This is a genomic window from Motiliproteus coralliicola (assembly GCF_003345655.1).
Taxonomy (GTDB): Bacteria; Pseudomonadota; Gammaproteobacteria; order Pseudomonadales; family Balneatricaceae; genus Motiliproteus; species Motiliproteus coralliicola.
The window spans coordinates 1,477,100-1,491,505 of record NZ_QQOH01000001.1 but is presented as its reverse complement, the minus strand read 5'-3'; the positions used below and the strand labels follow the sequence as shown (position 1 = coordinate 1,491,505).

10 protein-coding genes are annotated in these 14,406 nt (G+C 57.9%); 6 read left to right on the top strand and 4 right to left on the bottom strand.

Going from position 1 to position 14,406, the window contains the following annotated elements:
- Nucleotides 1-218: 218 nt before the first annotated feature.
- Nucleotides 219-584, top strand: a complete 366-nt coding sequence (locus DV711_RS06675) for a SpoIIAA family protein (RefSeq protein WP_114694826.1) — start codon at nucleotides 219-221, stop codon at nucleotides 582-584.
- A 59-nt stretch (nucleotides 585-643) separates the two neighbouring features.
- Here the strand turns inward: DV711_RS06675 and DV711_RS06670 are convergent, their stop codons facing one another.
- Together DV711_RS06670 and DV711_RS06665 are read right to left on the bottom strand one after the other, a co-directional pair.
- Entirely contained in the window at nucleotides 644-1,309 is a 666-nt protein-coding gene (locus tag DV711_RS06670; RefSeq protein ID WP_114694825.1) for an SDR family oxidoreductase, read from the bottom strand.
- A 210-nt stretch (nucleotides 1,310-1,519) separates the two neighbouring features.
- Nucleotides 1,520-3,736, bottom strand: a complete 2,217-nt coding sequence (locus tag DV711_RS06665) for a NosR/NirI family protein (RefSeq protein WP_207802545.1) — start codon at nucleotides 3,734-3,736, stop codon at nucleotides 1,520-1,522.
- A 500-nt stretch (nucleotides 3,737-4,236) separates the two neighbouring features.
- Here DV711_RS06665 and DV711_RS06660 point away from each other — a divergent pair, with 500 nt between their 5' ends.
- The 4 genes from DV711_RS06660 to DV711_RS06645 all read left to right on the top strand — a co-directional run bounded on the left by DV711_RS06660 (nucleotide 4,237) and on the right by DV711_RS06645 (nucleotide 11,589).
- Nucleotides 4,237-5,367, top strand: coding sequence for a porin (locus DV711_RS06660; RefSeq protein ID WP_243633749.1), 1,131 nt, complete (start codon nucleotides 4,237-4,239; stop codon nucleotides 5,365-5,367).
- 488 nt (nucleotides 5,368-5,855) lie between these two features.
- Nucleotides 5,856-7,523, top strand: a complete 1,668-nt coding sequence (locus DV711_RS06655) for a methyl-accepting chemotaxis protein (RefSeq protein WP_114694823.1) — start codon at nucleotides 5,856-5,858, stop codon at nucleotides 7,521-7,523.
- A 231-nt stretch (nucleotides 7,524-7,754) separates the two neighbouring features.
- Nucleotides 7,755-8,945 (top strand): nitric oxide-sensing protein NosP, encoded by a 1,191-nt coding sequence (gene nosP / locus DV711_RS06650; protein ID WP_243633748.1) that lies wholly within the window; start codon nucleotides 7,755-7,757, stop codon nucleotides 8,943-8,945.
- Nucleotides 8,932-11,589, top strand: a complete 2,658-nt coding sequence (locus DV711_RS06645) for a NahK/ErcS family hybrid sensor histidine kinase/response regulator (RefSeq protein WP_243633747.1) — start codon at nucleotides 8,932-8,934, stop codon at nucleotides 11,587-11,589. Before nosP ends, DV711_RS06645 begins: the two co-directional genes overlap by 14 nt.
- Before the next feature lie 57 nt (nucleotides 11,590-11,646).
- On the opposite strand, the gene bamJ is transcribed toward DV711_RS06645, so the two are convergent.
- Together bamJ and DV711_RS06635 are read right to left on the bottom strand one after the other, a co-directional pair.
- Complete coding sequence (bamJ, locus tag DV711_RS06640) at nucleotides 11,647-12,132, bottom strand: BamJ family beta-barrel-assembly machinery protein (protein ID WP_279386508.1); 486 nt, start codon at nucleotides 12,130-12,132, stop codon at nucleotides 11,647-11,649.
- Nucleotides 12,133-12,352: 220 nt separating this feature from the next.
- Nucleotides 12,353-13,021 carry a response regulator gene (locus DV711_RS06635; protein ID WP_114694954.1) on the bottom strand — a complete coding sequence of 223 codons (669 nt, stop codon included), beginning with the start codon at nucleotides 13,019-13,021 and terminating at the stop codon, nucleotides 12,353-12,355.
- A gap of 372 nt (nucleotides 13,022-13,393) precedes the next feature.
- Here DV711_RS06635 and DV711_RS06630 point away from each other — a divergent pair, with 372 nt between their 5' ends.
- Nucleotides 13,394-14,398 (top strand): ABC transporter substrate-binding protein, encoded by a 1,005-nt coding sequence (locus tag DV711_RS06630; protein ID WP_114694821.1) that lies wholly within the window; start codon nucleotides 13,394-13,396, stop codon nucleotides 14,396-14,398.
- Nucleotides 14,399-14,406 lie beyond the last annotated feature (8 nt).

The window sequence follows — 14,406 nt, the reverse complement described above, 5'->3', positions numbered from 1 at the left end:
TGACTCTGTTTGCGTACTGACTGCCATAGAAAACCACTCTGCTGGCGCAGAGACCATGCTGGAATGCATCCAGTGTACAGCTGCTTATTGGAATTGAAAGAGGCGTTGGGATAATTGTAGTTGCTATTGAACCAAGGTCGCTTTGAACTCAACTATCTGATCTGTAAATGTTTGTTCTAGACTAATCGGAACAGCCCCATATCAAAGGAATCTCCACGATGGCCGTCTCGCTTCAGTTTGAACAGAGCAACCGAGTCATTATTCGCGTTAGCGGTGAGCTTCAGGTCGATGAGTTCGCCCGGGTATCCGATCAGCTTGTAGCGCGTCTGGATCAGGTGTTACCGACCGAGATCCTGATTCTGTTGGAGCAGTTCGACGGTTGGGAGCACTCCGACGGTTGGGAAGGGCAGCTCTTCTCTGACAGCTTTGACCAGCATGTTCGACGGATCGCGATCGTCGGTGATCCCCGCTGGCAAGAGCAGGCGCTGCTCTTTACCGGGCAGGGATTACGCCCGGTTGAGATCGAGTTCTTTCCCACTGTCGATGAATACAAAGCCCGTCATTGGTTGAGCCAGGGCGCCTAGCGGCGCATTGAGCCTCCAAGCCTAATCATCACATCGATCAACCCGGTGGTTGGTCTTTCTTACCAGGGCAGTACCTCGCCGTTGGAATGCCAGAAGGTACCACTGGTTTCCGGCGTTAAACCCTCGATACGTTGAGCGATACGCTCAGCCGCTTGATCGGGTGTGATATCGCCATGGCCCCCAATCATCTCGGTACCGACCAACCCCGGATGAATGATGGCAACGCTGACTCCCTGGTGGCTCAGATCATGGGCCATGGAGACGGCAGCAATGTTCAGCGCGGCCTTCGACATCCGGTAGCCGTAGCGGCCGCCGCTGGTGTTGTCGGCGACCGAGCCCATACGACTGGTGATCATGGCGAGCTTGGCACCGTTGACCAGGTTCGACCCCAGCGCTTCGACAGCGCGGATCGGGCCGAGGGTATTGACCTCGAATTGCTGCCGCAAAGAATCAAACTCGATCTGGCCCAGAATTTCGTTGCGTAGGATGCCGGCATTGTTGATCAGCAGATCGATCCGGACACCGGCCAGCGCACTCTTAAGACGCTCAATGACACCGTCATCTGCCATATCGATTCCTTCGACCACCGTGGCACCGCTGGTGCTGAGATCAGCCGAGGCTTGACGACAGAGGGCGAAGACGTTGCAGCCTTTGGATAGATAGAGTTTGGTCAGCGACAGGCCGATGCCGCGACTGGCACCGGTAATGACAACCGTTTGTTTCATGGGGACTCCGGGTGACTAGGGACAAAGCTGCCGTCATGTTAGCAGGGATGTCCTGGTCCTGTGAGCATTGACCGGACCTGTTGTTGCTCAAGGGGCACCAGCAGAGCTCGGTGAGGTTGTGCACAAAATCTGTGGATGATTTTGTGCATAGGATTGGGAACCCTTGCTGCAGGCCTGATTAGCACTGCGCTTAGCGGCGATGGTGGTGTTTTATCCAACCACCGGTTTGATCCCGGGTTGAGGCTCGTTGACCGGGCCAGAACTGATATCTACGGCCAGTGATTGGTTGCGGCGGCGCTGTTTCTTGGCCTGTTGTAGCGAGGCGACACACTGCTTGGGATCGTTCAGGATCACCACGCATTCCAGGCACTGAATACACTCGTCGTAATCGATCCGGCCGTCCTGGTGGATGGCATTGATGCCGCAGCGGCGCTTACACAGTTGGCAGGGGCTGCCGCAGGGCTCGATGCGATCGAGCCAGTTGAACAGCCGCAGCCGACCGAGCACCGCCAGCCCGGCCCCCAGCGGGCACAGGTAGCGGCAGTAGAACTTGTGCACGAACAGACCCATTCCGAGCAGCAACAGGGCGTAAAGGACGAACGGCCAGTGACGCACGAACACCAGGGTGATACTGGTTTTGAACGGCTCCACCTCGGCCAGTTGTTCGGCCAGCGTCAGGGAGCCGAAGGCGGTGACGACCAGCCCGAGCAGCAGCGGGTACTTGATCAGAATAAGGCGTCGATGCAGTGGCTCCGGCATCTTCCACTGTTTGATCTTTAGCTTGGCGGCAACCCAGGCCACCATCTCCTGCAGCGCTCCGAACGGGCAAAGCCAGCCGCAGAACAGCCCTCGACCCCACAGGAACAGGCTGATAAAGGTGTAGCTCCAGAGGATAAAGATCACCGGGTCGAGCAGGAACAGCTTGATATCGAAACCGTCCCAGAGCGCCAGCAGCAGGGTATAGATGTTGACCACCGACAACTGGCCCTGGGCGTAGAAGCCGATAAATAGCAGCGTGAACCACAGATAGCCCCAGCGGAAATAGTGCATAAATCGGCTCTGGTAACTGTATCGACGCTGGCGGACAAAGACCCAGCTCAGCAGTCCGAGCCCCAGCAGCAGGGTGGCGATGGTGGCGGTGCGGTCCTTCCAGATCCGCATCCACAGCGGTAGCGGTGCGGCGGCGATCTCCACCTCGACTAGCTCGAACAGCTCGTCCGGCAACTTATGGCTGTAGCTGAAGCTGCCCTGATCGCTGATCAGGTGGTTTCGGGCCAGGTCGACATTGAGCACCAGTTGGGATTCAGCGCCGGGGTTGAACCCGGCGTGGCCCTTGATTCGGAACAGGTGAGCCTGGTCGAACTCCGGGATGCCGTCGGCGAAGGCGTTCGGGTCGCTGCTGTCCTCCAGCGCGTTCAGGTCGCGTAGCTCAATCGCCAGCCCTTGCTGCTGCAATGACAGGCGACCTGGCACGGTGCCGGGTTTGAAATCCTCTTTGACGTGGCCGAAGGGGCCGCGTGACAGCACCGCAAAAACTTGTTCATCCTTTTTTAGACTCTGGATCAGCTGTCGGTAGTGCTGCTCACCCAGCAGGTTGCGGCCGATGATTGGGGCATTCAGATAGGCAACCCAGAGTTCGCTAAACAGCGCCTGGCCAGGATCCTGATCGATTCGCTGCAGCTGCTCCGGGGTCAGATTAAGGTCGTGCTCCAGATCGATATCGCCATAGTTGTCCAGCGACTGTCCCAGTTCCTGCTCGACGCTGGCGCGATTGAGCTGCCAGTGCTGCAGGTAGCCGCGGGCGATCAACTCGTCGATGCTCAGCGGTTCGAACAGATCGGTCTTCGGGCGTGCGGCTGGAGACTGGGCAAATCCTTCCAGCCGATTTCGGGCCACCTGCAGCGCGGTGGCCAGTACTGTGTCGTTGACGATCACCACCGATACGGTGGCCTTGCTGACGCCGTCGATGTAGACCGGCCCGCCTTCCTCGGAGTTGCCTTCGCCGATCACGATCGGATCGGTCAGCGACTGCCCTTGGTATTGATCAACAAAATCGAACAACGGTTGCTGGCCGAGCCCGTGGAGAAACACCGGCTCGTGGTGGTCGAGCACCTTGACGCCGCTGAAGCGACCGGCGGTATCGAGCCCGATCATCAGCTTGATAGGTTTGCCGGCAAACCCGGGTAGGTCGCTCAGGTCGGTGGATTCGTAGGCGTAGCCCAGCAGTTCGTTGAGCTGATAAACCGGGTAGACCGGGTAATCCTGCTGCTTGGGTTCGATGCGGGTGGCTTTGGGAAACAGTTGCTCGATGATGGCCTGGTATTCCATCGCAAACGCCGGACCGTTGCCCAGTAGCAGGCAAAGCGCAAACAGTAGTTGTAGCCAGCCCCTGGCCAGAGGACGGCCGATGCGGTCTCTATGGGTCATCCTGACAAGCCTCTCCCGTCGTTAGTTGTCGTTGTTCGGACGGTGCCTGATTCCATCCTAGAGCGCCGACGGACAACAACAATGACACTTGAGGAGCAAACCTCTACGACTTCGGTAGCAGGAGGTCGAAGGAGCATTATGTCGTGGTAACTGGCGCTATTCCGGTGGTGCTACGACTCGCCGGGCAGAGTTGCAGATCAGGGGCTATCAACGAAGGTGCCGACGGATGCTTACGTCAATCGGGTCTGGTTTCGGGGCACAAATGTGCCCACCGATCCGGTTGCAACTTAAACCATTATCGGCGGACGACAGAGGTCGTAGATCGTCCCAAGCGGAGACTCAGTGCACTAGTGGCAGAGGGGCGCAAGACCTTGAAGGGGCTGCCGTCTGATTAGAAAAGTCGTTTCAAGGCAGTATGTTAGCTCACCTGGCGTGGATTGATACTGGCCGTCGTTGCTGTCCAGATACAGCGATTCCTACCAACGACGAAGGGCCATGTGATGAACAATAAAAACAGTTTACGCCTCCTGTTGCCGTTAGCGGTTGCGCTCGGCATCAGCAGTCAGGCGCAGGCGGCGATCACCATCTATGAACAGGGGGATACCAGCTTCTCAACCGACGGGATGATCAATACCTTCCTGGTCAGTACCGAGGAAAAAACCGCCACCGAAACCAAGAATCAGTCCCGGGTGATGATGGGCTTTCTGCCTAACTGGATTGGCTTCAACTTCGCCAAGCAGGTCGATGATCTGAAGATCGGTGCCCGCTCCTCATTCTGGGTCACTATCAACGACAGCGACCCGATCCGAACTCAGAACTCGACCCACGGCTTTACCGATACCGGTATCGATGTGCGCCAGTTTTACGGCGCTGTGGCGTCGGACTGGGGTGAAGTGCTGATCGGTAAGGACTTCGGACTGTTTAACCGCAGCAATATTCTGGGTGATGAGATCCTGCTCGGCTACGGTCAGACCCATACCGTCACTTCCGATGCGGCCAATGTCTCCTTCGGTAACATCGGTACCGGCTATCTGTATCCGTTCCCGGTTGCACAGATTACCTACCGCAGCCCGGTGATGAGCGGCTTCCAGGTTGCTGCTGGGGTGTTCGACCCGAACAAGAGCTCAACCACCTCGGAAGAGAGCGCGCCACGGTTCGAGGCAGAGGCGACCTATAACGGCGAGTTCGATCAGGGCTCCTACAAGGTCTGGTTAGGTGGCATGACCCAGTCGTCGAAGGAGGTCAGTGGGGGAGGCAAAGTCGACTCCAATGGCCTTTCCTACGGCGCCAACGTTAAGTTCGGTGGTCTGTCGCTGAGCGCTTCGGGTTTTGACGCTACCGGTGTCGGAGCGGCGGGGCTGGGTAATACGGTGACCAGCGACAATGCCGATGTTGACGGCCATCTGCTGCAGGCCTCCTACAGCTTTGGAAAAGAGCGTCTGGTTCTGTCCTACGGCAAGAATAAGGGCGGTACCACGCCGGGTGGCAACGAACTGGATCTGAAGAACCATGCGGTGGCCTGGTTCCACAAGGTTAACGATAACTTCCAGTTGGTGGCCGAGTACGATAAGGCCGAATCCGACTCCAAAGAGGTTCGCTCGATCGCGATCGGTGCCGTGTTGAGTTACTAGGCGCTGAGTGATTAGGGCTGAGCCAGTATCAGCCGTATCGGTGGCGTCTGACCGTTGCCGATGACCGGGGGATCCCCACCCCTGGGTCGCCGGGCTCTGCATCCCCTTCGCAGGCCCGGTTTTTGTGCTGCTGCTTGCGCCCGCAGCCAATCGATAAGTCCGTCGATCTTGTTCGCTGCATAAGCCGCTGATCATTCTTTAATCAGGCCGGTATTGGACTGATATTTTTTACCGATTGATATCGATCCGAGGCATTAGACTAATGTCCCTACTGAAAGTGTTCTTATCATGATCTGAGTCGTTTTCATCGACATAGATCTATCTATACTTCAACAGGATATACGCCCGATGGAGGGTTGTTAGCGGTCAAGGAACTGACCCGCTTCTCCATCGAAAGAAGATTAGCTGAGTCGGTTGCAGTTTTGGCGTATCAGGTAGGATGTATCCGGTTTTGACCGGGACCGATTCACACAGTTAGGGCCTGTCCAATGAGTTTTTCGATTCGATCCCGTTTGACGGTGTTATCCGTCGCGCCGGTTACTATTCTGGCGTTAATTCTGCTGTTGATTACCGCCTGGGAAGCCAGCTCGTTATCCGAGCGTCAATCCAGCTCCGCTGAAACCAGTTTATTGGAACTGAAGAAACAGGAAGTTAAAGCGTATATTGAGGTGGCCTACAGCGCGATCGAGGCATTGTATGAAAGTGGTGCGACCTTAGAGGAAGCCCTGCCGATTCTGCGCAGTATCAAATATGGCAAGAATGGTTATGTGTTCGGTTACAGCGGTAGCGGTGACCGTATATTTATTGGTCAGGGCAATAAAGGAATTGGCGACAACTTCTGGGACCTAACCGACTCCAACGGCAAGAAGTTGATCCAGGAGCTGGTCGCGGCCGGTAAGGCCGGCGGTGGCTATGTGACCTATCATTTCCCCAAGCCGGGCCAGACCGAAGCGGAGCCGAAGCTCTCCTATGCCATTTTCCTCGACCGCTGGGATCTGATGGTGGGTACCGGTTTCTACCTGGACGATGTTAACGAGATCGTCGGTGGCATCCGGCAGACTGCCGATGACAGCCGTACCGGGATGGTTACCACCCTGGCGCTGACCAGTATCGGCTTGTTGGTGTTGACCGTGATTATCGGTGGTCTGATCAGTCGCAGCATCATGCTGCCGTTGAGCCAGATCAGCGACTCCATGGCCGATCTTGCCAAAGGGGACGCCGATCTGACCGCCCGTTTGGATGCGTCCGGCAAGCATGAGTTGGGTCAGCTGGCGGGCAGCTTTAACGCCTTCGTTTCCAGTCTTCAGGATATGATCGGGCAGGTGAGGACGCTGGCTGCCCATGTCACCGATCGCTCGACGGTGATGACTTCACAGATTGTAGAGATCGACGGGCTGCTGAGCGAGCAGAATGCCCAGACCGAACAGGCGGCGGCCGCGATGAGCGAGATGTCGGCGTCGGCCCAGGAGGTCGCCAGCAGTGCAACCGAGGCTGCCGGTTCGGCCTCTGAGGCGGATCAGAATGCCCGCAGCGCCGAGCAGATCGTCACCGACTCGCGCAACGTGGTGGTTGAGCTGGCTGACGATATCAACTCCTCCAACGAGGCGATCAAGCAGCTGGAGGGTAACGTCCATGAGATTGTGTCCGTAGTCGATGTGATCCAGGGCATTGCCGAGCAGACCAACCTGCTGGCATTGAACGCGGCCATCGAAGCGGCTCGGGCCGGTGAGCAGGGCCGTGGTTTTGCGGTTGTTGCCGACGAAGTCCGTACTCTGGCGACCAAGACCCACAGTAGCACCGAAGAGATTCACGCCATGATCGAGAAGCTGAAGCAGGGCTCCTCGACCTCGGTCGCGGCGATGCAGCAGAGTTTCGATCGCAGTCACGAGGCGGTGGAAAAATCAGAGGCTGCTTCGGCGGAACTGCAGAAGATCGCCGACAATATCAATCGGATGCAGCAGGTTAACGACGTGATCGCCACCGCGGCCAACGAGCAGAACCAGGTCAGTGATGATATCGCCCAGCGGATCGTTGCGATCTCGGACCAATCGGTTCGCTCGGTGGATATCGCCCAACAGAGTCGCTCGGCCGGTGATGAACTGGCTCGCGACGCCGACAGCCTCAGTGTGCTGGTCGGTCGTTTCCGGATCGATTGATCGTACTCGTCCAGCTCTCTCAACGGCGCCTTCGGGCGCCGTTTTTGTTTGGATTCAAACCCTTCGATGAGTTGGCAGCAGACCATATCGGGCCGGTGCAGAGCGCTTCGGACGGAGGGTCGTTAATCCATGCTCCACAAATGGTCTTAGCGAAAAGGGTCGGAAGTACTATGGTGTCGGTTGTGGTTCCGACCCTAGAATCTGCACAAAGGGATTAGACCGGGAGAGACTGTGCTAGCTACCCAACCACTTGGCGAACAGCTCAGAAAAATGCCCCGTGCGGGGGTGCTGACCAGTGTGACCCACGACCAGGATGTCGAGGCGGCAGCGCAACAGCTGTATGCCGAACTGACCATTTGCCCCCTGAGCCTGGTGCTGTTTTTCTGCGCCAGCCACTATGATCTTGAGGCCCTCTCCAGCGCCTTACAGCGTCGCTTTGGGGAGATTCCGCTGGTCGGTTGCACCACGGCCGGTGAGATTGGAACCGATGGCTACATCAGCGGCAGCATCAGCGCGATCGGGTTCTGTGAACAGGACTTTGCCATCGAGGCCGCGCTGGTCAACAACCTGGCCGACTTCAGTTTCTCCGATGCTCAATCGTTGGTACATGGCATTCTTGACGGCTGCCAGTCTCGCCAGGTCGCACCGATTAAGGGCCACTCCTTCGCGTTGGCGCTGCTGGATGGGCTGTCGGTGCGTGAAGAACAGCTGCTCAACGTTCTGAACGCCCACCTGGGTAGCATCCCATTACTGGGTGGCTCCGCCGGCGATGACCTCTACTTCCGCGATACCCATGTCTATTTTGAAGGCCATTTTCACTCCGATGCGGCGATCTTGATGGTGGTCAACAGCCGCTGCAGTTTTGAAGTCTTCAGTATCGATCACCTGAGCGATACCCGTGACAAACTGGTGGTCACCGAGGCCGACAGCTCCGAGCGTCGGGTCTACGAATTCAACGCGGTACCGGCGGCCCAGGAGTACGCCCGTACCATCGGGTTGGAGATTGATCAGCTGACCCCGGAGGTGTTCGCGATGAACCCGTTGTCGGTGCGGATCGGTGATCGGTTCTATTCGCGCGCGATCCAGAAGGTCAACGACGATCTGAGCCTGACGTTTTACTGTGCGGTCGAGACCGGCATCGTACTGACCCGGGCCCGTTGCGGCGATATGGTGCAGGGGTTGGAGCAGTTGTTTGACGATATCGAGCGCAAGATCGGTCCGCCGCAGTTGGTGATCGGCTACGACTGTATTTTCCGTCGCCTGGAGTCGCAGCAGCTGGGGTTGGACGAGTCGATCCGACGGATCTTCCAGCGCTATCGGGTGCTGGGCTTCAATACCTACGGTGAACAGCTTGATGGGATGCATCTGAACCAGACTTTCACCGGGGTGGCCCTGGGGGGATGCGACGGTGAGCAGCGCTAAGATTGAAACCCTGGCAGGCGTTGACGCCTCCGCTTCCCAGAATCCGGCATTGCTGCAGGAGCTGGAGCAACTGCGCGAAGATAACCGGAGGCTGCGCAAGATCAACCAGGCGTTGATGGAACGGGTCGAGTCGGGGCCCAGTCGTAGTGAAGGCGCCTACGGCAGTTTTGAACACGCGGTGTTTCTGGCCGAGCAGGTGCGTGATCGAACCGATGCGCTTAACAGTGCATTGGAGGAGATCAAGCTCAGCAACCAAGCGTTGAAGCTGGCCAACGCCGAGGCGCAGACTGCCCATCTGAATCTTCAGGAAGCGATAGAGAGTATCTCCGACGGTTTCGTTCTCTACGATCGAGACCGCCGCCTGTTGTTGGCCAACTCCAATTTCAAAACGTTTTGGGAAGCCTGCGGAATTCAGATCCGGGCCGGGATGCATTACGAAGAGATTCTTGCACTGGCCAAGAAACGGCGTCTGATCGAGCGCTACTACGGCGATGATCTCGACACCGGCGGCTCGCCGCTGGGTGACGGCAAAGTGGTGCGGATGCGCGGTGGCAGCTGGATGCAGGTGAGTCAGCGGCAGACCGGCGATGGTGGTCTGGTGGTGCTGTACAAGGATATCTCGGCGCTGATCGAGAACGAACGGGCATTGCGCGAGCGGGCCCTGGCGAACAAGTCCAAGGTGTTGCAGCACACCCTCGATAACCTGTCCCAGAGCGTGGTGCTGGTCAATCGAAAAAATCAGGTGGAAGCCTGGAATCGGCATTTCAGCCAGCTGATCGGGGTCGAGTTTGATCGCATCAAGGCCGGTGACTCCTTCAGTGCGCTGATGGCCGATACCGAAGTCTCCGATCTGAATCCGGCCAGTCGCGATTCGAGGGGCCAGCCCTGCCTGCGGCAGGAACAAGCGCTGTCCGATGGCCGTATTCTGGAGATCTGCAGCCACCCGCTTCCCAGCGGAGAGTTCGTCAATACCTATACCGATATCACCGAGCGCTCGCGCGCGGTGTTGGCGCTGGAGCGCAGCGAGCAACGTATCCGGCTGATCACCGATGCGGTGCCGGCTCTGATCGCTTACGTCGATAAACAGCTGCGGTTCGAGTTTACCAACCGTGCTTACGAGGCGTGGTACGGCTGGGAGCGTGAAGATATTCTGGGCCAACAGCTCGACCGGGTTGTGCCGCCGCAGCAGCTGGCCAAGCTGCAACCGTACATCGAGCAAGCCCTGGCTGGCGAGCAGGTAAGTTTTGAGATCGCCGACCCCTCCAGCGACGGTGAAGACCGTTATGTGATCAAGAACTATCGCCCCCAGCGCGACGCCGAAGGTCGGGTGCAGGGGTTTTATGTGCTGGTCCACGATATCACCGAACAGCGTCGCAGCGCCGAAGCCCTGGCTCAATCGCATCAATTGCTGGAGCAGCGGGTGGAGGAGCGTACCGTCGAGCTGACCGAGGTTAACCACCAGTTGGTACAGGAGATTGACGAACGACGGCTGATCGAAAAACGGTTATTGGAAGCCAAGAAGGAGGCCGAGCAGGCCAATCACTCGAAGACTAAGTTCCTGGCCGCCGCCAGCCATGATCTGCTGCAGCCAATGAATGCGGCGCGGCTGTTTTCGGCCTCGTTGCTGGAGCATCGACTGGAGGACAAAACCCGGGCCCTGGTTCAGTCGCTGAACTATTCGCTGGAGGATGTCGAAACCCTGCTGGCCGCGCTGGTCGATATCTCCAAGTTGGATGCCGGGGTGGTGACGCCCGATGTCACTGCGTTCAGCGCCAATGATCTGCTCGCCAACCTGGCCAACGAATACCAGACCCTGGCGGCCCAGAGTACGCTGCAGTTTGACTGGGTCGGCTCGTCGGCGGTGATCGATACCGACAGTCAGCTACTGGCGCGTATTCTGCGCAACTTCCTCAGCAATGCGCTGCGTTACACCGAACAGGGCCGGATTCTTCTCGGTTGCCGTCGTCGTCACGACGGGCTGTCGATCGAGGTCTGGGATACTGGCATCGGTATCGCCGCCGACAAGCTCGAAGAGATCTTTGTCGAGTTCAACCGGGTGCGTCATAACAACTCGGCCCAGGATAAGGGGTTGGGTCTGGGGCTGGCGATCGTCGATAAGATGTCGCGTATTCTCGGCCACCAGGTCAGTGTGCGTTCGACTCCGGGACGGGGATCCTGCTTCTCGGTGCTGGTTCCTTACGGTGAGCCGGCTGCACCGGAGTTGCGCAGCCCGCCGCTGCAGAGTGCCCATTGGCAGCAGCTGGCCGATCAACAGCTGCGCCATCGACGGGTGCTGGTGCTCGATAATGATCATGCGATCTGCGAAGCGATGCAGTTGCTACTCGAAGGCTGGGGCTGCGAGACGGTCAGTGCGCTGGGCTATGATGAGGTGTTGGCACAGCGTGAGGAGTTGACCGGGCTGGATCTGGTGATCGCCGACTACCACCTGGATGACAATCGTACCGGGTTGGAGGCCGTGGCGCGGATTCGGTCCGAATTGGGGGTGTTGGCGCCGGTATTGATGATCACCGCCAACTACAGCAACGATCTGAAGCAGCAGGTACGGGCGTTGGGATATCGGCTGATGAATAAGCCGGTCAAACCCGCCAAGCTCAAGGCGGTGATGCAGCACCTGATTGGCTAGATCGGCGCTGCGATGCGGTGTTGGCAGTCTGTTTGAGAGTCCCTGTTGAGCAACTCCTCAGTCGGTCTCGCCGTTGATCGCCAGTAATTCGACTTCGAAAATCAGGGTCGAGCCCGGCGGAATCGAGCCCGCGCCGCTGTTGCCGTAACCCAGCTTGCTGGGAATATAGAGCCGGCTCTTCTCGCCGACCACCATCTGTTGCAAGCCTTCGGTCCAGCCGGGAATAACCTGGTTCAGGCCGAACTCGATCGGTTCGCCGCGCTCGACCGAGCTGTCAAACACCGAACCGTTGATCAGGGTACCGTGGTAGTGGACCTTGACCTTGTCCCTTGGCCCCGGACGACGGTTGCCACTGCCGCTCTGGATCACTTCCATCTGCAGGCCCGAGTCGCTGCTCAGAACCCCTTCGCGTTGTTGGTTCTGGATCAGAAACTCATCCCCCAGACGAACGTTTTCGGCCGCTGCCTTGGGGTTGTTGGCAAAACGGTTGAACAGCACAAACAAAACAATGATGGCGACCAGAACCAGAATCAGCTGCAGCACGGTGTTCTCCTGAGGGGCAATGCAAATCGGAGCGTTATTGTGCCACGGCGTTGCCGTGGATGAGAACACCGACCGCTGCGAGGCCTGGCCTAGGTTGGAGCGGTGGCTAGGTTACGACTTTGCCAAAGTCACAATGGTGCCTAAGTCGGAACGGACTTTTCGTAGACTTTGACGCTTGCGACGGCGACCGGATGGAGTGCCTGCGGCCTCCTTGGTCGGTTCAGCGCTTCAGGTATTGGTTGAAATCGATATTGCCGGCGGACAGCACCGCCTGAATCCGATTATGGACATTGAGCTTGCGTAGGATCGCCGATACATGCGCTTTAACGGTGGTTTCTGCAATGCAGAGGTTGTAGGCGATCTGCTTGTTGGACTCGCCGTTTGCCATTCGCTCCAGAACCAGCAACTGACGACGGGTCAGGCTGTTGAGCATCTCCGGCGGGATCTGATTTTCATCCTGGCGGCGACGGGTTCGGCTGTTGTCGCTCGATGCCCGGATGACGTCCGAGGGTAGGTAGACCTGGCCGGCCAACACCTGTTCCAACGCCTGGGTCATTCTGTCGCGAGGCAGGGATTTGATGATGAAGCCCACGGCACCGTAGGTCATCGCCTGCAGCACGATGTTCTTGTCCTCTTCGGCGGAGATGATCACCACCGGAATGGTGGGGGCTTCGTTGCGCAGCTGCATCAGGCCGTTAAGGCCGTACATCCCCGGCATATTCAGATCCAGCAGGATCAGATCCAGGTCGTCGTGTTCCTCGGCCAGTGCCTGGGCGCCTTCGAGGTTTTCCGATTGCAGGATTTCGGCATCGGGGTAGCGGGCGCGGATCACATCGGCGATCGCTTCGCGAAAAAGAGGGTGATCGTCAGCAATGAGTAGCTTATACACGGAAGACTCCAAGGGCTGGGTATCGTCTATCTGTCCGTCGATAGCGTCATTCTGACCTATTTTGTCGGTGGCTGAAAACTGCCGGGAGGGCTGAGTGCCGAGATTCGGTCGATTGTCGGCCGGATTGGACGGCTGAATCGGGGGCTGGAGCGATTGCATCGTTTAACTCCTTCTGCACTTCTTATTATATGAGTCCATTAGAACCCTAAATGCGATAAATCAACATGCTACCTTCGGGCGCAAAAAAGGGGTCGAAAGTACTATGCCGGTAACCAAAAGGCATCGTTAGGCTGGTTTTATGGCGTAGCTGCGGGCCAATACCTGCATAGCAGATCGAGCAGCTGCACGAGAGAAACCCTGGAGGCGATAGTGATGCAAACTGCCGCTAAGGTGCTGTTACCGAGCCGCTCCCTGTTGATGCTGGTTATCGCATTGTGGCTGTCATGGCCGTCAACCGCTACGGCCGATCGAGCGTCGATCCGGGTAGCCGCGTTGAAATTCGGGACCCTGAATTGGGAACTGAATACCATCAAAGAACAGGGCTTGGACCAGGCTCAGGGATTTGATCTGCACGTTATCCCGTTGGCCGGGTTGAGTGCCACTCGGACCGCGCTGCTCAGTGGTTCGGCCGATGTGATTGTGGCCGATTGGATCTGGGTCAACCGTCAGCGCCAACAGGGGCAGGCATTACAGTTTATGCCTTTTTCCACCGCCATCGGCAAGGTGGTTCTGGCTAGGGATAGTGCCATCCGTTCGCTCGAAGATCTGCGCGGCAAGCGGCTCGGGATCGCCGGTGGCGCGGCCAGCAAGGGCTGGTTGTTGTTGCAGGCGAGAGCGCAGCAGCTAGGGGTCGATCTGAAGGTCGAGACCGAGCAGCAGTTCGGCGCGCCGCCGTTGCTTAACGCCGCCTTGGAGCAGGGTCGAATCGATGCCATCGTTACCTTCTGGCACTACGCCGCACGATTCGAGGCTAAGGGCTATCCGATCCTGACCGATCTGAAGTCGATCAGTGCTGAGCTGGGATTGCGTACCGATCTGCCGATGCTGGGGTTTGTCTTCAAACAGGCATGGGCTGAGCAGTATCCGCAGCTGGTGGCTGGCTTGCACCGGGCATCGACTGACGCCAAAACCTACCTGCAACAGCAGCAAGCGGGTTGGCGATCGCTGCGGCCGATGATGAAAGCTGGCGACGATCAAGTCTTTGAGCAGTTGCGGCTGGGTTATCTGGCCGGTATTCCGGGGCCGATCAAGACGGAACAGGTCGATGATGCAGCGCGCATGTTCGCCCTGTTGTATCAGGTTGGTGGTGAACGCTTGATGGGGCGTGCAGAGCATTTTGACCGGGCCGGCTTCTGGGGCGTCGATGGTGATCGTTAAACCGCATC